The organism is Amycolatopsis sp. N2S4-7, assembly GCF_058119595.1.
Genome location: NZ_CP172299.1, coordinates 10,289,325 through 10,306,910 on the forward strand (window position 1 = coordinate 10,289,325; position 17,586 = coordinate 10,306,910).

At 72.1% G+C, this 17,586-nt stretch carries 12 protein-coding genes and 1 pseudogene; 5 read left to right on the top strand and 8 right to left on the bottom strand.

Features of this window, described 5'->3' with window-relative positions:
* Positions 1 to 60: 60 nt before the first annotated feature.
* From ACH54P_RS48635 to ACH54P_RS48660, 6 genes are all read right to left on the bottom strand, one after another.
* Positions 61 to 3,912, bottom strand: coding sequence for a DUF8616 domain-containing protein (locus ACH54P_RS48635; RefSeq protein WP_489910108.1), 3,852 nt, complete (start codon positions 3,910 to 3,912; stop codon positions 61 to 63).
* A gap of 99 nt (positions 3,913 to 4,011) precedes the next feature.
* Positions 4,012 to 4,506 (bottom strand): DUF4265 domain-containing protein, encoded by a 495-nt coding sequence (locus ACH54P_RS48640; protein WP_489910109.1) that lies wholly within the window; start codon positions 4,504 to 4,506, stop codon positions 4,012 to 4,014.
* A gap of 19 nt (positions 4,507 to 4,525) precedes the next feature.
* Complete coding sequence (locus tag ACH54P_RS48645) at positions 4,526 to 9,253, bottom strand: DUF6531 domain-containing protein (protein ID WP_489910110.1); 4,728 nt, start codon at positions 9,251 to 9,253, stop codon at positions 4,526 to 4,528.
* A gap of 163 nt (positions 9,254 to 9,416) precedes the next feature.
* Positions 9,417 to 9,770: a VOC family protein gene (locus ACH54P_RS48650; RefSeq protein ID WP_489910111.1), complete on the bottom strand. Its 354-nt coding sequence runs from the start codon at positions 9,768 to 9,770 to the stop codon at positions 9,417 to 9,419.
* A gap of 151 nt (positions 9,771 to 9,921) precedes the next feature.
* A complete protein-coding gene (locus ACH54P_RS48655; RefSeq protein ID WP_489910112.1) occupies positions 9,922 to 11,010 on the bottom strand; it encodes a serine hydrolase domain-containing protein in 1,089 nt (362 codons plus the stop codon).
* Between the two features lie 56 nt (positions 11,011 to 11,066).
* Positions 11,067 to 11,585, bottom strand: coding sequence for a hypothetical protein (locus ACH54P_RS48660; RefSeq protein WP_489910113.1), 519 nt, complete (start codon positions 11,583 to 11,585; stop codon positions 11,067 to 11,069).
* A gap of 404 nt (positions 11,586 to 11,989) precedes the next feature.
* Between ACH54P_RS48660 and ACH54P_RS48665 the strand changes: the two genes are divergently transcribed.
* The 4 genes from ACH54P_RS48665 (at position 11,990) to ACH54P_RS48680 (ending at position 14,976) form a co-directional block, all read left to right on the top strand.
* Positions 11,990 to 12,496, top strand: a complete 507-nt coding sequence (locus tag ACH54P_RS48665) for an NUDIX hydrolase (RefSeq protein WP_489910114.1) — start codon at positions 11,990 to 11,992, stop codon at positions 12,494 to 12,496.
* Between the two features lie 120 nt (positions 12,497 to 12,616).
* Positions 12,617 to 12,850, top strand: coding sequence for a phosphopantetheine-binding protein (locus tag ACH54P_RS48670; protein WP_489910115.1), 234 nt, complete (start codon positions 12,617 to 12,619; stop codon positions 12,848 to 12,850).
* Positions 12,847 to 14,094: a beta-ketoacyl-[acyl-carrier-protein] synthase family protein gene (locus ACH54P_RS48675; RefSeq protein WP_489910116.1), complete on the top strand. Its 1,248-nt coding sequence runs from the start codon at positions 12,847 to 12,849 to the stop codon at positions 14,092 to 14,094. The genes ACH54P_RS48670 and ACH54P_RS48675 overlap by 4 nt, the downstream gene beginning before the upstream one ends.
* 27 nt (positions 14,095 to 14,121) lie before the next feature.
* Positions 14,122 to 14,976, top strand: coding sequence for an alpha/beta fold hydrolase (locus ACH54P_RS48680; protein WP_489910117.1), 855 nt, complete (start codon positions 14,122 to 14,124; stop codon positions 14,974 to 14,976).
* Between the two features lie 9 nt (positions 14,977 to 14,985).
* On the opposite strand, the gene ACH54P_RS48685 is transcribed toward ACH54P_RS48680, so the two are convergent.
* Positions 14,986 to 15,732 (bottom strand): SDR family NAD(P)-dependent oxidoreductase, encoded by a 747-nt coding sequence (locus tag ACH54P_RS48685; RefSeq protein ID WP_489910118.1) that lies wholly within the window; start codon positions 15,730 to 15,732, stop codon positions 14,986 to 14,988.
* 86 nt (positions 15,733 to 15,818) lie between these two features.
* Here ACH54P_RS48685 and ACH54P_RS48690 point away from each other — a divergent pair, with 86 nt between their 5' ends.
* Positions 15,819 to 16,658: a helix-turn-helix transcriptional regulator gene (locus tag ACH54P_RS48690; RefSeq protein WP_489910119.1), complete on the top strand. Its 840-nt coding sequence runs from the start codon at positions 15,819 to 15,821 to the stop codon at positions 16,656 to 16,658.
* A 15-nt stretch (positions 16,659 to 16,673) separates the two neighbouring features.
* On the opposite strand, the pseudogene ACH54P_RS48695 reads toward ACH54P_RS48690, so the two are convergent.
* Positions 16,674 to 17,528, bottom strand: a pseudogene (locus ACH54P_RS48695) (IS5 family transposase).
* Between the last annotated feature and the right edge of the window lie 58 nt (positions 17,529 to 17,586).

Consider the following 17,586-nt stretch of genomic DNA (forward strand, 5'->3'; position numbering starts at 1 on the left):
TCCGTCCGTCGACAGTCGTTCCCTGGTACCCGCGGAGTGGCTGCCGAAACGGGCGGGTGGTCACGGCCCGGGTGAGGGCGGCTTCTTCGTCTCGATGGTGAGGTCGTACTCCTTGGCGACGTAGCCGTCGTAGCGGTCGGCGGGGCGCTCGGCGGCCGGCATCGCGCGCAGCTCCTCGTCGGTGTACCGGCTCAGGTCAGGCTTCTCGACCTTGGCGTGCACGGAGAAGTAGCGCAGCTTTTCGCCTTCGAGCTGCTCCAGGATCTTGAGCGCGTGGCTCTTCTCGGGTTCGCCCCGCTTGATCATCTCGGTGCAGATGTTCCGGACGTATTCCGGGTGTCCTTGCTGGTACCCGCCGTTGCCCTTGAGGACGGCCGAGGGACCCTTGGCCTCGACGATCACGTAGTTGCCGTCGGCGTCCTTGTAGACGCGGTCGAAGTGGTGGGCGCCCCGGTCGGGCACGTCCACCCGCTCCAGGGGACGCGCGACGAACTCGGGCTGGTGAAGCCCGTCGAGCACGGCGTGGTCGGCGGCCAGTTCGCCCAGCTTGTTGTTCCAGTGGTTGCTCTGCACGTCGTTGAACCCGGCCTGGTCGAACTTGTCCAGCGCCGGCTTGAAGTCGCTGTCCGGCTTGAAGTCGCCCTTGAGCGCGTGGTTGGCTTCGTCCAGGTAGGACCAGATGTGCGGGCGGCCCGCCGCCAGGATGTCGGCGTCCTCCAGCAGTTCCGGGGGCGCGCTGTCGCGCCCGCCGACCCACCGGGCGCCCGGCTTCGGCTCGGCCGGGACGTTGTGGTTGGTGTCGGCAGGCTGGTGGATCTCGTAGTCGCCGTCGGCGTTGCGCCGGAGCACGGGCAGCTCGACGTCTTCGTGCAGGGCGTCCGCTCGTTTGCGGCGGATGATCCGGTCGTTCCCCTCGGCCTGCTCCCAGTACTTGCCGAGCAGCTTCTTGGCGTCTTCGTCGTGCCGGTTGAGCTTCTCGACGAGCTCGTCGTGGACCTTCTTCTTGCGGGCCTCGGCGTCGTCGTCACCCCGGGCGCGCGCGTCATCGGCGTCGAGATCGTGCTTGCCGGCGTCGTGGGTACCGGGCACGAAGCCGTCGTCGCCGGCGCGGTGGGTGGTGCCGTCGGGGTGGTGGGTGTTCCATTCGCCGTCGGGTGGGATGCGTGGTCGCATGCGGCCGTCGGGGCCGATTTCGTAGTCGGAGGAGAAGACGCGGCCGTGGGAGTCGGTCCAGGCGGGTTTGGTGGGGGCGAGGACTTCGGTGTCGAGTTCGCGGGAGAGGCGGTGGGCGAAGTCGTTGGAGGAGGCGTCGCAGCCGATGAGCCGGACGGGTCGTCCGTCGTAGTCGGCGTTGCGGCGGAGGATGTCGGCGAATTCTTCGGGGGTGTAGAGGCGGTTGCCGATGCGGGCGTGTCCGTCGGGGGTGACGTGGACGTCGACGGTGTAGCGGCCGTCGGGGTCGGGGTGGACGCGGTGGGGGAGGTCGCCCATGTCGGGGTCGCCGGCGTGGTAGGAGCTGCCGGAGGGGGTGTTTTCGGCGTGTCGGGTGTTGATTTCGTCGGGGGTGAGGGGGTCGTGGTGGTGGGGGGTGGCGTCGGGGCCGTTTTCGTGCGGGCCGTGCCCTGGGGTGCCGTTGTCGGGGCTGTGGGGGCTGCCGGTGTGCCCGGGGGCGCCGGGGCGGGTGTCGGGTCCGTGGCCGCCGGGCCGGGAGCCGGGGCCAGGCGTGCCGGTGTGGCCGGGCCCGCTGGGACGGGCGCCGGGGTTGTTCGTGCCGGCGTGGCCGGGCCGGGTGTCGGGGCCGTGGGTGCCGGGTCCGAAGCCGCGGGCGGCCGGGGCGGGTGTGTCCGGGGTGCGGGGGCGGGGTGTGTCGCCGCCTGGGCGGGGTCGTCCTTCGGGCAGGTCGGTGCGGGGCCGTCCGGGGGTGTCGACGTGCGGGCTGTGCGCCCCGGGGCTGCCGGGGGTGCCGGTCCAGCCCGGGCCGCTGGTGCGCGGGGCACCACCACCACCGCTGCTGCCGGGTGCGCCGCCGGGCGGCATCCCGCCGCCGCCCATGGGCTGCCCGCCCTGGGGTGGGATGCCGGAGGAGGCCCCGTCGCCGCCGCGCGGGGACGGGAACTGGGTCCCGGGATCACCGGTGCGCGGAGCGGCGGGGGCGGTGCCGCTGGCGGAGGTGGTGCCATCGGCCCGCGGAGGCGCGGCGCTGCTGGGGGTATCGGCACCGGGCGCATCGGTGCGCGCGGCGGGCGAGGAGTGGGTGGCTGGGCTGCTGTCCCCGGCTCGGGTGGGTGCGGGGCTGGAATCCCCGGCGTGCGAAGGAGAACTGTCCCCGGCCCGGGTGGGCGAGGGGCTGGAGTCCCCGGCGTGTGAAGGAGAACTATCTCCGGCTCGGGTGGGTGAGGGGCCGGAGTCGCCTGCGCGGGTCGGCGCCGGGCTGCTGTCACCCGCCCGTGTGGGTGCGGGGCTGGAATCCCCGGCGTGCGAAGGAGAACTGTCCCCGGCCCGGGTGGGTGAAGGGCTGCTGTCCCCAGCGTGCGAAGGCGTGTTGTCGCCTGCGCGGGTGGGTGCGGGGCTCGAGTCCCCGGCGTGCGAGGGGGCGTTGTCGCCCCCGCGGGTCGGTGCGGGGCTCGAATCTCCGGCGTGCGAAGGAGAATTCTCCCCGGCCCGGGTCGGCGAGGGGCTGGAATCGCCCGCACGAGTCGGCGACGGGCTGCTGTCTCCGGCGCGCGAAGCGGTGCCGTCCCCGGCGTGGCTGGGGGAGGAACTCGAATCCCCGGCGTGCGAGGGCGAGCTGTCCCCATCACCCGCGTGCGAGGGGGAACCGTCCCTGTCCGGGGAACCGGACCCGTCCCGGCCCGAACCTCGCCGGGAACCGGAATCCGGCGAGGAATCCGTGTTCATCGGATCGGAACCCGGCGCATCCGAATCCCCACGGCCGCTCCCGGAATCCCCCGAGTCCCCGGAGCGCGAACCGTCCCCATCCCCGGAATGCGACCCATCCCCGGAAGAACCCCCGTCCCCGCCGTGGGCGCGGGTGTGCACCCCGCCGCCCTCCTTCGGGATCTTGCGGACGAAGCCGCCCTCCTTCACCTTCAGCCCGTCCAGACCGCTGACCTTGCCCAGCACCTTGCCGAACACCTTCGCGATCTTCCCGAAGATGTCCACCAGCTTGTTCAGCAGCGGCGACACTTTACGGATCGTGTCGGTCAGCTTCTTCAGCAGCTCACCGATCTTCTTCCCCCACTTCGCGATCGCCGCCGAGGCCTGCGCCACCACCACCGGCGTGCCGAAACCGAGGGAAAACACCTCCTCCATCACCCACGCGATCAGCTTCCCCACCAGATCCGCGATCAGCTGCCGCACCGTCTCGCGCACGAACGACACGACCTGACCCATGATCATCGTGACCGTGCTGATCGCACCCGCCACCGTCGCCGCACCCGACAACGCGTCGCTGTGCTCCGCCGCGAACTTGCGGTACGCCTCGGCACCCTCACCCGACCACCCGGACGTGCCGTTCTTCACCGCATTGTCGAAATCCGTCTTCCGCTCACCCAACGCCTTCGACACGTTCCCCCACGTGTCGGCGTAGGACTGGATCACCGGCGGATTCCCCGCCACCGAATCCAGCATGTCCTTCAACGGCTGCACGTGCTCCATCAGGAACGACGCCACCGACGACAGCAAATACCCGAACGGATCGATCGCCGCTCCCGCGACCTCCCCGGCCAGCGACAACATGCCCAAGCCACCGGAAACCCAGTCGCCGTCCTTGATCCCGTTGAACGCGTCCATCGACGACTCGGCAATGCCGATCCCACCGGCCCAGCCGTAATCACCATTGCCCGCCGTGAACGCACCCGGCCCGTCCGGATCCTTCTTCGCCTCGACGACGAGCGGGTTCCCCTCCGGCATCACGCCTCCCACGGCTTCAACGACAACCCCATCTTGACGCACGGCGCCAATTCCGGGTTCCGTTCCGCGCGGGATTGCGCCGTTCAGACCAGCCGGCGGCTACAAAACGCGGAACGGCTCCGCGTCGGCCCATTCCCAATACGCCGTTTCCCGGACGACCTCCTGCTGGACGGCCGCCCACAGCGGCCGGGTGTCGGCCCCTTCCGGGATGTCGACGGCGACGTGCCGGTCTCCCTGCCACTCCGCCAGGAAGCCACCGGCGGCGACGGCTTCCCGCAGGGCTACCCGCGCGTCGGCGGGCGGGCGGGGCTCGTCGAAGAACACCCGGAACACCCGCCTGCCCGACCGGGAAACCACGCTCCCGACGAACCCGTCGCCGGTCAGCGCCACCCGGTCGCCGAGCGCCATCCCGTACGCGCAGAACGGGATGCAGGCGAGCTCGAACCCGCCGTCCGGCAGCGGGGCGAGCCACACCTGCTCCTGTTGCCGCTCCAGCCCGAACGGTGCGAGATCGACCATCGCGATGTACGCGCGTTCCGGCCGCCGCGCCGGCTGGTCGTGCGTCACGTGGACGACTTCCCCCATGAGATCCATGGGCCGGACTTTACGTCAATCAGCCGGCCGGCTTCTGGTACGGGCGCGTCGCCCCGGTCTCGGCGTTGTGTTCGGTGACCTTGATGCCGTTCTGCTCCAGCTTCGGGTACTCGATCTTGTCGAAGATGTTGTCCGGCCGCCGGTACGGGTAGATGTCGCCGTTCGGGTTGGGGATGCCGGTGCTCGTCTCCCTGCCGGGCTTGTCCGGGAAGACGACGTGGGTGTCCGGCGTAGAGTTCTTCGCGAACGTCTCCGACGCGTGGTCCCACTTCTCCTTGACCAGGTTCTTCTGGTCGAGGTTGGAGGTGCCGTGGTCGCCGTGCGACCAGTACCCCTTGTCCGGGTCCTTCATCATCTTGTCGTCGACCCAGCCGGGCATCTTCAGGTGGTTGTCGGCGACGAGCCCTTCGAGCGTGTTGCCGCCGTGCTGCTTGGCGACCGAGTTCGCCTTGAACTCGATCGAGCCCAGGTACGGGTCGTCCGGCCCGCCGTGGCCCTGCTTGTAGCCGCCGGACCAGAAGAAGTGCTTGTCGGCGCGCATCATCTGGTCCAGCTGCGGCTTGAACTTCTCGAACTCCTCGGGCGTCATGCGGTTGACGTCGATGCCGAGGTCGGGTTTCTTCGCCGGCGGCCGCACGAGGTCCGGCGACTGGTCGAACTCGTCCGGCCGGGGCCGCTTCGGGGCCTGGGGCCCGCCGGTCTTGCCGCACGAGCCGACGAGCCCGAGCGGGTCACCGGTGAGCAGGGGTTCGGCGACGTAGCCGACCGGGTTCGGCGCGGCGGCCAGCCCGAGCGGGTCCTGGCTGAGGTACCGCGCGGTTTCCGGGTCGTAGTAGCGGAACACGTTGTAGTGCAGCCCGGTTTCCTCGTCGCGGTGCTGCCCGGGGAACGCCAGCGGGACGGCGGCGCCGTCGGAGCCGGGCAGCGGCGCGCCCCAGAAGCTGCTCCGGTCGCGCCAGGCCACCGCACCGCGCTCGTCCAGCAACTCGGTCGGCGCGCCCGCGGGCGAGGTGATCACGCAGTGGAACCGCTCGCCGGCCGCGGTGCGTTCGACCTGCACGACCGGGCGGCCGTCGGCGGAGTGGCGCTCCCACGTCAGGATCCGCCGCGATCCGTCCGCGCCGAGCTCCACGCGCTCGACGAGGTCGAAGCCGCTCCAGAGGAACCGCGTGTCCCCGGCGAGCTCGGGCTCGCCGTCGGGGCCGGTGAGCCAGCGCCGTTTGGCGAACCGGCGGCCCAGCGGGTCGTAGTGGTACGTCCAGCGCGCGCCGTCCGGGGTGCGCACCCCGCGCAGCCGGTCCAGCCGGTCCCACGAGTAGGTCCAGGACCGCTCGCCGCGGTGCCGTCCGGTGACGCGACCCTGCGCGTCGCCGGTGTAGCGGGTGCCGCCGGCCGAGACCAGCGTGTTGCCGCGGTAGGTCCGCGGGCCCGGCAGCGACGGCGTGGCCGCCGAGGTGACACCGCCCGCCGAGTCGTGGGTGAACCGCTCGACGCCGCCCGGGCCGTGCACCTCGGTGACGCGGCCCGCGTCGTCGAACTCGAACCGCCACGGCCGCGTGGCGTCCCCGACCGCGGCGAGCCTGCCGTCGGGCCGGTAGCCGTAGGTGCGCCGGCCGACGCCGGCGATCTCCTCCGCGGCGAGCCGGTCCTCCGCGTCGAAGCGCCGCCGGAGGACCACCGTCCCGTCGACACTCCGGACGACCTCGCGCCCGGCCGCGTCGTGCTCGAACCCGACGTCGTGCCCGGCGATCCGCAGCGACCGCGGCGAGCCGGCGTCGTCGAAGGTCCACTCACTGTCCACACCGGACGACGTGCGGCGGCGCAGGACCGTGCCGTCGTGGTCCCAGGCCACCCCCAGCCCGTTGACCGTCTCGGTGAGCACGCGGCCGCGCCGGTCCCGGGTGATCTCCAGGCGGGCCTCGGCGTTCTCGGCGATGGCCAGCCGGCCGAGGGCGTCGTAGGCGTACCGGGTGACGTCGTCGGGCGTGCGCCGTTCGACGACGTTGCCGAGCAGGTCGTAGCCGAACTCGGTGGGTTCGCCGAGGCCGTTGGTCATGCGCCGCAGCTGCCCGGCCTCGTCGTAGGCGTAGGTGAGCCGGCGGCCGTCGTAGTCGGTCTCCCCGGCCAGGCGCCCGGCCGGGTCGTAGGTGTAGTGCCAGGTCAGGCCCTGCGGGTTCGTCACCGAGGTGAGCCGCAGCTCGCCGTCGTAGCCGTAGGTCGTGGTCGCGCCCGCCGGGTCGGCGTCCGTCACCACGAGCCCGAACGGCCCGTAGCCGCGGCGCCGCACCCCGCCGGCGGCGTCGCGGTATTCGACAACCTGCCCCTCCGCGTCGTGCAGCCAGGTCTGCCGGTCGCCGTGCGGGCCGATCCGCCAGGCGCGGCGGCCCTCCGCCGTCCAGCCCAGCCGGGCCGCGCCGCCCGAGGCGGTGTGCACGAGCTGGGGCCGGCCGAACAGGTCGCGGTCCCCGGGGTTTCCGCCGGTCACCGGCGCGTCGGAGAGCGGGTCGGGTGCGGCGGGGGATTCGGCCCGCACCGCGGCACCGGGGAGGACGGCGAACGGGTCGGCCGCGGGCACCACCCGCTGGACGGCGGCGTCGCCGTCGCCCACCTGCAACCGGACCTCGCCCCCGGCCGCGGGTGCCGCCCGGACCACGGAGCCGTCGGGCCGGATGACCGTGACGAGCTCGCCGTGCTGGTAGCCGTAGCGGGTTTCGCGGCCCAGTTCGTCCACTTGGGACAGGAGCTCGTCGTAGCGGCTCCACGTGTACCGGCGGGAGTTCCCGAGCGGATCGGTCCGCTCGACCAGCTGACCCGCGTCGTTGAGCCGGTAGATCCAGGTGTGGCCGAGCGCGTCCGTGTGCCGGGTGGTGCCGGGCTCGTAGGCGAACGTCGCGTTGTAGAAGCCGTTCGCCCCGACGGTGCGGACGCAGCGGCCGTCGGCGTCGTAGACGTACCGGTACCAGGTGCCGGTGCGGTCCTGCCAGCCGACGAGCCGGTGCTCGAAGTCGTAGTCGAGCGTCGCCGGGCGGCCCGCGAAGTCCGCGACCGTGGTCAGCTGTCCCAGCCGGTTGTAGCCGAACCGGACCAGCGGCGCGGCTTCGGGCGCGCCGAGCGCGACCACCCGGCCCTCGGCCGTGCTGATCCGGAGCTCGACGCCGTCGTCGCGGCGCAGCGCGGCGGGGGCGCCGTCCGCGCCGTAGGCGATCTCCGTCCGGCTGCCGTTCCGCTCGATCGCCGCGATGCGCCCGTCGCCGGTGAAGTGCAGCTCGCGGTCGCCGGCGGACAGCCGGTAGCCGCCGGGGGAGCGGTGCAGCGGGTGGCGCGGGCCTTCCAGCGGCAGCACCGGTCCGCCGTCGGGCACGGGGTAGACGAGGACCATGCCGTCCTCGGCGTAGAACCGGATCCGCCCGGGGCCCACCTCGAGCCGCTGGTCCACTGTGGACGCCCAGGACGGGCCGAACCACCGGCCCGCGCGGTAGGCCGAAAGGTGGGTACGCGACAGTTCCAGGTCGCCGGCTTCGCCGGGCAGCGTCAGGTCGACCTGGGTCATCACGACCTCGCCGGTCGCGACGTCCACGGGGTCCGACACGCAGGTCTTGGAGTCCGACGGCAGGGCGCGGTCGCGCGGGCCGTCCGGCTTGGGCTCGCCCTTCGGCGTACCGCCGCCCTTGGGGGTGCCTCCGCCCTTCGGCGTTCCGCCGGGCGGTGCCTCGGCCTTCGGCGGCGGCGGGGTGTCGACCGGGTCGCTCTTCGGCGGCGGGTCGGTCTTGGGCGGCGGATCGGCCTTCGGGGGCGGCGGGGTGTCCCCGGCGCTCGACGCGCTGGTGCTGTCGTCGTTCTTGGGCGGCGGGTCGGTCTTGGGTGGCGGGTCGTTCTTGGGCGGTGGGTCGGTCTTGGGTGGCGGCGCGTCGGGGCCGCCCTTGCCGTTCGGCCCGTCCAGGCCCTTGGGGTTGCCCTGGATGTCGGCGTGCTTGGGCGGGGGCGCGGCCTTGCCCGGCTTGATGTTGCGCAGCGCCTTCGCCGCATCCGAAAACAGATCACCCGCCCGCTTCAACAGCGGAATCAGCGCCTTCAACGCCGTAACCAGCCGCTTCACCAAATCGGCGATCTTCGACGCGGTCTTCGCCACCGCACCGATCACCTGCGGCACCACCCACGTCAACCCGATCCCCAGGGTGAACACCACCTGCAACGCCCAGCTGATCAAATGCCCGACCAGCTCCGCGATGATGTCCCGCACCAGCGCCCGCACCGCCGCGACAACCTCACCGGCCGTCTTCACCCCACTGGACGCCCCCTCACAACCCTGCTGCGCCGTACCCAGCAACGTCACCGTGTCCCGCGCCCGCTGCCGATACGAATCCGCCGCGATCCCCGTCCACGACGCCGTATCCGCCGCGACCATGCCGGTCAAATCCTCACCGACACCGCCCAGCTCCGTCGCGATGTTCTTCCACGTCTCCGCCTGCGCCGCGATCTCATCCGCATTACCCGTCAACCCGTTGAGCGCCTCCTTCAACGGACCGACGTGCTCCATCAGCCAACCCACCCCGGCCGCCAGAATCGCCCCGAACGGGTCCATCGCCACCGACAACGCATCCAACGCCGTGCCGACCGAACCGAGCGCCACCGCCGCCCAGTCCCCGCTCTCGATCGCCGACTTCAGATCACTCGCCGACTCCAACAACGAAACACCCGAATACGCCTTGGTCGAGTCCTTCGCCTCCGCGACCAGTGGGTTCGCCACAGCACGACCTTCCTGACCCGGGGTTCTTTCGTCAAAATTTCAAGCAAGTCCCCTGGCGAAGGTAGCAGCGGCGGCTCGTCCGATGGCCGCGCCGGTACCCGGCTGCCCGAAAGTCGGCGATCCCTGCCCTGGACGGGCAACGGCGCCGGGACCAGAAAGTGTGCTAGGCGGCTTGCCAGAGCTCGATGCGGTGGCCTTCGGGGTCGGTGACCCAGCCGAAGCGGCCGACGCCGTCGATGTCCTGGGTCTCGTCGGCCACGTCGGCGCCCTTGGCGCGGAGCTGGGCGAGCATGGCGTCGAGGTCGCGGACCCGGAAGTTGAGCATGGTCTGCTGGGCGGGGGAACCGAAGTAGTCCGTCCCGGCCTCGAAGGGCGCGAAGACGGTCGGGCCCGCCTCCGGGTGCCACAGGCCGTTCTCGTCGGCGTCGAGGCCCAAGCAGTCCCGGTACCAGGCCGCCAGGGTCGCCGGGTCCGAGGCGCGGAGGAAGTATCCGCCGATTCCGAGCACGCGTTCCATGCCCGGATCCTGCCAGCGGACGGCCGGACCCGGGCGGGCGACACGCGGCCGGGCGGGCTGAAGGGGACGTGGGGTGCCAGTGACGAGGTGAAGAGGACTTTCCTCGCACCAGATACGAGGAAAGTCCCTTCAGCCCGCGCGGACCGGAGGCCTAGCTCCCCAATCCTTCGTAGGCGGCCATCACGATGCCCAGGCCGCGGTCGTCGCCCAGCGGTCCCTGCTCGAGCATCTGGTTCATCACGTACGCCACCGTGAGGCGCGTGTCGAGGTCGACCATGACGATCGAACCGCCCCAGCCGCCCCACGAGCAGACCCGGCCGCGCAGGCCGTAGCCCATGCCGTACCGGATGCGCGTGCCCAGCACCTGGTCCTCGCCGAGGAACTGCTCGTCCAGGACCCGCTCGCAGCCGGCCTCCGACAGCAGCCGCACGCCCCGCGCCCGGCCGCCGCAGGCGAGGACCGACTGCACGGCCGCGACCGACCGCGCGTTGCCGAACCCGTTCGCGGACGGGATTTCCGCCCGCCGCCACTCCTCGGTGTGGGCGGTCTCGGGCGGGATCGGCGGGTTTCCGGGGCCGCGCGCCGCCATTTCCGGCGCCCTGGCCGGCGGCGGGATGATCGGGGCGACCCGGTGGTCGTGCTCGGGCGGCAGCCCGATGTGGAAGTCCGCGCCCAGCGGCCCGGCGACGTCCTCGGCGAAGAGGGCGCCGAGGGTGCGGCCGGTGGCGCGGCGGACGACCTCGCCGATCAGGTACCCCTGCGTGACGGCGTGGTAGCCGCCCACCACGCCCGGCTCCGAGCTCGGCGCCTGCCCGGCCAGCAGCGCCGTCACGGCCGGCCAGTCGTAGAGCTGTTCCGTCCGCACCGGATCCTGCCACGTCGCCAAGCCCGAGGTGTGGCCGAGGACGTGCCGCACCAGCACGCTTTCCTTGCCCGCGGCCGCGAATTCGGGCCAGTACGCCGCCACCGGCGCGTCCAGGTCGAGCTCGCCGCGATCGGCGAGGATCAACGCGCACAGCGCGGTCATGGTCTTCGTGGTGGACCAGACGCAGGTGATCGTGTCCCGTTCCCAGGGCCGGGTGCGGTCCGCGTCGGCGTACCCGCCCCAGAGGTCGACGACCGGCTCGTCCGCCAGGTACACCGCGACCGAGGCGCCGACGTCCTGGGCGTCCAGGGACGCCGCCAGGGCGTCCCGCACCGCTTCGAACCGCTCATCGCACGTGCCGTGGGTGGGGGCCATGGGCAGTACCCAACCCTGTTTCCCCGGCTCGCACCACCGGTTTTTCCGGGCGCGCCTCAGGCCCGGTACGGGCCGTGGTTGCCGAGGTCCGGGCTCACCTGGGGGTACGGGCCGCCCTGGCCCGGGACCGGCGTGACGGTGGGGTGCCGCGCCGGCTCGGTCGCCACGGCCTCCGTCGTGAGCTCGGTGGCGGGCCGCAGGTGCGGTTCGGCGACCGGGCGCTCGATTTCCCGTTCCTGGTAATGGGTTTCGACGATGTGGTCCTGCCGGCGGCGGGAGAGGACGGCGAGGGTGAGCGCGTGCGCCACCGCCAGCAGCAGGAGGAAGACGCCGAGCCGCCCGACGAGCGCGGCCGTGGACCCCGACCACGCGGGTCCCACCACGGAAAGCAGGGCCAGGACGCCGAACGCGACGAGGTGGAAGACGGTCACCACCATCCACGCCATCGACCCGGATCCCTCGCCACCCTCCGGCCCGCTCAGGTACCGGCGGCCGCCCCGGTAGAGGATCTGGCCGTCGGCGACCACGAAGATCAGCCCGATGATCAGGAATCCCGGCAGGTCGTTGTCGGACATCGCCACCTCCTCGTTTCGAGCGGAGTACCCGCGGCGGCCGACGTGACGCCGTCGTTCACCGGATCGAGCGACCGCGTACCCCGGCCGGGTGAGCGGCGGGAAAGGGCGACCGGTCGCGCCGGACAATTCCGGCCCGGACCTCCCGGACAATTTGCCCGGGGTCTTTCGCCGTCCCTTGACGGGTGGGTCCCCTCCGTTTCCCGACCCGATTTCGGCTGCCGTATGTCCTTTTCTCCGTCGCGGCCTGCTCGCCGCCATGATCGCGACGCCGGCCGCGCCCGCCGGGGCGGAACGGCGACGTGCTCGAGTCCCAGCCGTCGGCCTGCGACGGCGCGAAGGCGACCCGGCTCCGAGGGAGCGGGCGTTCCCGCCCGGTTGTCCCCGGACCGGGGGAGGATGGCACCATGGCCGAGCTTCCCCTCCGTGATCGAGCGGGCAACGTGCTGCTCGCCGTGCGCCGTGCCGCCGAAACCGACCTCCCGCGCCTCGCCGAGGCGGTTCCGATTCCCGCTTCCCTGGTCGTGGTCGTCCACTCCGCCGCCGTCCTGCTGGCGTTCGACAAGCGGCGCAGGCAGTGGGAACTCCCCGGCGGGATGCGGGACCCCGGGGAGACCTGCCGCCGGGCCGCGGCCCGCGAACTGGCCGAGGAAACCGGGATCCACGGGGTCGCGCTGACCTTCGCCGCCGTGGCGGAGTTCCGCCTGACCCGGCCCGCGCGCCGGGAACTCCTGGCCGTCTACCGGACCGGGCTCGCCACCGCGCCCCGGCTCACCCTCAGCGAGGAAGCTCTCGGCTTCCGCTGGTGGCCACCGGGTGAGCCGGCCGGGCCGGACACGAGCCCCCTGGACGCGGAGATCGCCGCGCGAGTCATCGACGGCTTTCCGGCCGGCGAGTTCACTCCATCGAGCTAAGGAAGCGGAATTTCCCGCGCAATCAAGTATAAAGGTTGGTCCGTGGGCATATGACGATGTACTGCGTCACGGCCACAAGCAGGGTGGCCGTGCCGAGATGGAATGGGAGCCGGCAGCAGCGTGACCGTCACAGAAGAGATCACCACCCTCCTGATCAGGAACTTCGGCGTGGAACCGAGGGAAGTCCGGCCCGAGGCGCCGCTGCGTGACCTGGGGGTGGATTCTCTCGGCCTGGAAGAATTGCGCGTGCTCCTCGAGGAACGCCTGGACATCGACCTCGAAGACGTCCAGCTGACCTCCCGGGAGACCGTGGGGCAGCTGGCGACGGTCGTCGACGGGAAGACCGCGGGATGACGGCGCGTTCCCGCGACCGGCTGACCGCGGCGGTGACCGGGCTGGGGCTCGTCACCGCGGCGGGCGTGGGCGCCGACGCCGCGTGGCGCGGGGTGACCCGGCCCGGGGCACCACAGGGGGTGCGCCACCGGGAGGAACTGCGCGGCCTCTCCTGCGACTTCCTGTACACCATCGACGACCTCGACGCGGAAAGCCGCCTCGGCGTGCCGGCCATGCGGATGATGGACCGGTTTTCCCAGCTCGCCGTGATCGCCGCCCGGGAAGCCGTGGCGGACGCGGGGCTCGACACCTCGGTGTGGGAAGCGGACCGCGTCGCGGTGGTCATCGGGTCGGCCCACGGCGGTCTTCCGTTCTACGACGGGCAAAGCACCGTCCTCGCGGAGAAGGGCGCGCGCCGGGTCTCGCCGAAACTCGCGCCGATGACCACGGTGAACAGCGCCGCCAGCAGCGTCTGCATGGACCTCGGCGCGCGGGGGCCGAGCCTGAGCGTCTCCACGGCGTGCTCCTCGGGCACGGTCGCGATCGGCACCGCCCTGCAGCTGCTGCGTTCCGGGGCGTGCGACATCGCCGTCGCCGGCGGCGCCGAATCCGTGTGTTCCCGGTTGCTGATCGCCAGCGCCTGCCAGATGAGGGCCGTCTCCACCCGCCGGGACGATCCCTCGTCGGCGTGCCGCCCCTTCGACGCCGACCGCGACGGGTTCGTCGTCGGCGAAGGCGCCGGTCTCGTCGTCCTGGAGCGACCCGAACACGCCGCGGCGCGGGGAGCGCGCGTCCGCGCGGGCATCGCGGGCTACGGCGCGTCCAGCGACGCCTACGCGGCGGTGGCGCCGGACCCCGAGGGCACCGGGATCGAGCGGGCGCTGCGGACCGCCCTGGCGGACGCGGACGTGGCGCCGGCCGACGTCGGCCACGTCAACGCCCACGGCACCTCCACGGTGATGAACGACCTCATCGAAGCCACGATGCTGCACCGGGTCCTCGGCGAAGACCCGCTGGTGACCTCGACCAAGGCGATGACCGGCCACGCGCTCGGCGCGGCGGGCGGCATCGAGGCCGCGCTGACCGTCCTGGCGCTGGAGCGGCAGATCGTGCCGCCCACGGCCAACCTGCGGACCCGGGACCTCCGGATCCCGATCGACGTCGTCGCCAAGGAAGCCCGGCCCGCCGGGTTCGAGTGCGCCGTCAAGACCTCGATGGGCTTCGGCGGCCACAACGCCGCCCTCGTCCTCACGAAGAGCACCTGAGCACCGTTTCGGAGCAGAAAGCAGAGCATGGACGAGGAAGTTGTCCGTCCGCTGGTCGTCGACGGGACGCGGTACAGCTACCGGCTCCTCCGGCAACCCGCCCCGCGGACCGAACCGGTGGTCGTGCTCGGCGGCGGGTTCCAGGGCAGCCGCGGCTGGTCCCACATGGAGGACCGGATCACGCCCGTGGCGAGCCTGGTGACGGCGGACCTGCCCGGCATGGGAACGTCGGATCCGCTGCCACCCGGCGCCGGCACGGCGTTCATGGGCAGGGCGCTCGACCGGATCCTCGACGACCTCGGCGCGCCGCGGGTCAACCTGTTCGGTTATTCCTACGGCGCGGAACTCGCTTTCGCCTGCGCGCAACGCAATCCGCACCGGATCGCGCGGCTGGTGCTCGGCGGCGTCGTGTCGCACACCAGCCCCGCGCAACGGGAATCGCTGCGCCTGGCGGCCGGCCACCTCGCGAACGGAGACACCGAAAGCTTCGCGACGGTGGCCGCGCGGATGCAGCTGTGCCTCGACGAGGACCGCCACATTCCCCGGCGTTCCCTGGTGTACCGGTACGTCAGGCGGTCGATGCTCCACGTCGCCGTCCACGTGCCCGACGTCATGGAGTACCTGCGCCGCTCGATGATCAGCAGCCCGTCCTTCGACGGTGGCCTGTCCGGGGTGCCGTCGCTGGTGTTCGCCGGCGAGCACGACTCCATCACCTCCGCCGAACGGCAGCGCGAGTTCGCGGCCACGATCCCGGGCAGCCGGTTCCTCACCCTCGAGGAATCCGACCACTGGGTCGTGCTGGAGCGCGCGGCCGACGTCGCCGATCTGGCCGCCCGCTTCTTCACCGACCAGCCCGTGGAGTCCGCCTCCTCCGTGGCGTAGGGGAGCGCGTCAGACGGCGGTTCCCCCGGTGACGGGCAGCACCACGCCCGTCACGAAGGACGCGCGGTCGCTGAGCAGCCAGGCCGCCGCCTCGGCGATCTCCGCCGGGTCCGCGGCCCGCCCGAGCGGGGTGCCGGCGACGATCCGGTCGATCACCCCGGGGTCGTGCCGGTTCCAGTCCTCGACCATCTCGGTGATCGTGAGGCCCGGGGCGATGGCGTTGACCCGGATCCCGGCCGGCGCGTAGGTGACGGCCGCGGACTCGGTGATGCTGTTGACCGCGCGCTTGGCCGCCCCGTAGGCGGGCAGCGCCGGGTTGCCGATCAGGCTGCCGACGCTGCTGGTGTTGACGATCGCCCCGCCGGCGGTCATGGCCTTCACTTCCGCGGCCACCGCGTAGAAGACGCCCTTGAGGTTGACCCGCATGACGAGGTCGAAGTCGTCTTCGGGGAAGTCTGCGATCGGGTGCGGCGGCACCCCGACCCCGGCGTTGTTGAACGCGATGTCGAGCCGTCCGTGCCGGTCGAGGACCGTGGCGACGGCCCGTTCGACGCTCGTGGTGTCGCCGAGGTCGGTGACGACGTAGGAGGCGCCCGGGAGGTCCTCGGCGAGGTCCTCGAGCGCGGCTTCGGTGCGGGCGGCGAGGACGACGGTCGCGCCTTCGCGGGCGAACAGGCGGGCCGCGGCGGCCCCGATGCCGCGGCTGGCGCCGGTGACCAGGGCGATCTTGTCGGTGAGCAGTCCGGTGCGGGTCATGACGTCCACCGTGCGCCGCCGCCGGGCCGGGTGGCAGGCCCTGGCGATACCTGGCAGGCCCGCCGGATCCGGGTGACACTCGGGGCGTGGACAAGCACGAGCTCGGCCGGTACCTGCGGCTGCACCGCGAGAAGCTGACCCCGGAGACGGCCGGGCTGCCGGCCGCCGGGCCCCGCCGCACGCCGGGCCTGCGCCGCGAGGAGGTGGCCCAGCTGGCGAACATCTCGACGCAGTACTACACGCGGCTGGAGCAGGCCCGCGGCCCGCACCCGTCGCGGCCCGTGCTGGCCGCGCTCGGGCGCGCGCTGCGGCTCAACGACGCCGAGCGGGCCCACCTCTACACCCTGGGCGGGCAGCAGGCCGAGCCGCCGGGCCCGTCGGCCGAGGTGCCGGACCGGATCCTCGACCTGATCGAGCGCCTGCCGCAGACCGCGGCGGTCGTGCTGGACGCCAAGTACGACGTCCTGGCCTGGAACCCCCTGGCCGCGGCGTTGCTGGAGGACTTCTCGGCCCGGCCCCGCCGCGAGCGCAACATGATCCGCCGCTACTTCCTCGACCCGGACCCCGCGCGCCGCCACTACGGCATCGCCGACCCCGACGGCGCCTTCGGCCGGTTCGCCGCCGGCCACCTGCGCGCGGCCGCGGCCCGCTACCCCGACGACCAAGCCACCCAGCGGCTGGTGCGGGAACTGCTGAGCCACAGTCCCGAGTTCGCGGCGTTGTGGCCCGATCCCGAGGTGTCCGACCACCGCCGGCTGGCCAAGACGATCGTGCACCCCCAGCTGGGCCCGATCACCCTCGACTGCGACATCCTGCTGGTCCCCGAGCGCGACCAGCACGTGGTGCTGTTCACGGCCGAACCCGGCACCCCCGCCCACGAGGCGTTGCAGCTGCTGGCGGTCATCGGCACCCAGCAACTGGCCTAGGAGCTGTCCTGTAAGTCATCGGAGCCAGAGCGCGATGGCGGCGATGGGGAGTTCGGCCTGGTAATAGGCAGCGCGTTTGGCGTAGCGGGTAGCCAGATCACGGAACTGTTTGAGCCGGTTGAAGCAGCGTTCGACCACGTTGCGTTGCTTGCAGACCTCGGCATCGAACTCGGGTGGTCGCCCGCCGCGGGAGCCCTTGGCGGCGCGCCGGGCAACCTGATCGTCCCGTCGGGCTGACGAAGGCGACCTGCCGGTCTCGCATCGCCTGGCGGGTCGAGGGATGTGAGTACGCCTTGTCTGCGATCACCGTCTCCGGGCGGCAGCGAGGCCGGCTTGGTCCGATGCGGGCGACGCTGATGCCATCCAGCAGCGGCAGCGACTGCGGGTTGTCGCCGGCCTGACCCGGGGTGAGCAGGATCCGCATCGGCAGGCCACGCCCCTCGACGGCAAGGTGGATCTTCGTGCTCAGCCCGCCGCGGAACCGCCCAGGTCCTTCCCGTCGAGGGCGAGGGCTTCGATGCCGTCGCTGCATCCCTCCTTTCCGGGCTCCGGCAGCACGCTGATGCGCCCGGACCACACTCGAGTCCACCGAGACGATCCACCCGAGGTCGCCGACGGCGTCGTCTTTGACGACGACGTGGTCGAGGATCTTGTCCCAGGTGCCGTCTTTGGTCCACAACCGCAGCCGTTCATGCGCGGTCTTCCAGGGCCCGTAGCGTTCGGGCAGGTCACGCCACGGGGCACCGGTGCGCAGCTTCCACAGGATCGCGTTGATCACCTGATGGTGATCCCGCCACCGCCTTACTGAGGCGGCAGCGACGGATCGATCACCGCACACGCCTTATTCGTCAACTCACCGCGACCAACCACCGCGCATAGCTACCAGACACCCAGATCAACCACTTACAGGACGCGCCCTAGCCCGCCG

Coding starts and splice junctions, on each gene's coding strand:
- ACH54P_RS48635 (WP_489910108.1), bottom strand. CDS start 3,912: ATGCCGGAGGGGAACCCGCTCGTCGTCGAGGCGAAGAAGGATCCGGAC.
- ACH54P_RS48640 (WP_489910109.1), bottom strand. CDS start 4,506: ATGGATCTCATGGGGGAAGTCGTCCACGTGACGCACGACCAGCCGGCG.
- ACH54P_RS48650 (WP_489910111.1), bottom strand. CDS start 9,770: ATGGAACGCGTGCTCGGAATCGGCGGATACTTCCTCCGCGCCTCGGAC.
- ACH54P_RS48655 (WP_489910112.1), bottom strand. CDS start 11,010: ATGGCCCCCACCCACGGCACGTGCGATGAGCGGTTCGAAGCGGTGCGG.
- ACH54P_RS48660 (WP_489910113.1), bottom strand. CDS start 11,585: ATGTCCGACAACGACCTGCCGGGATTCCTGATCATCGGGCTGATCTTC.
- ACH54P_RS48665 (WP_489910114.1), top strand. CDS start 11,990: ATGGCCGAGCTTCCCCTCCGTGATCGAGCGGGCAACGTGCTGCTCGCC.
- ACH54P_RS48675 (WP_489910116.1), top strand. CDS start 12,847: ATGACGGCGCGTTCCCGCGACCGGCTGACCGCGGCGGTGACCGGGCTG.
- ACH54P_RS48680 (WP_489910117.1), top strand. CDS start 14,122: ATGGACGAGGAAGTTGTCCGTCCGCTGGTCGTCGACGGGACGCGGTAC.
- ACH54P_RS48685 (WP_489910118.1), bottom strand. CDS start 15,732: ATGACCCGCACCGGACTGCTCACCGACAAGATCGCCCTGGTCACCGGC.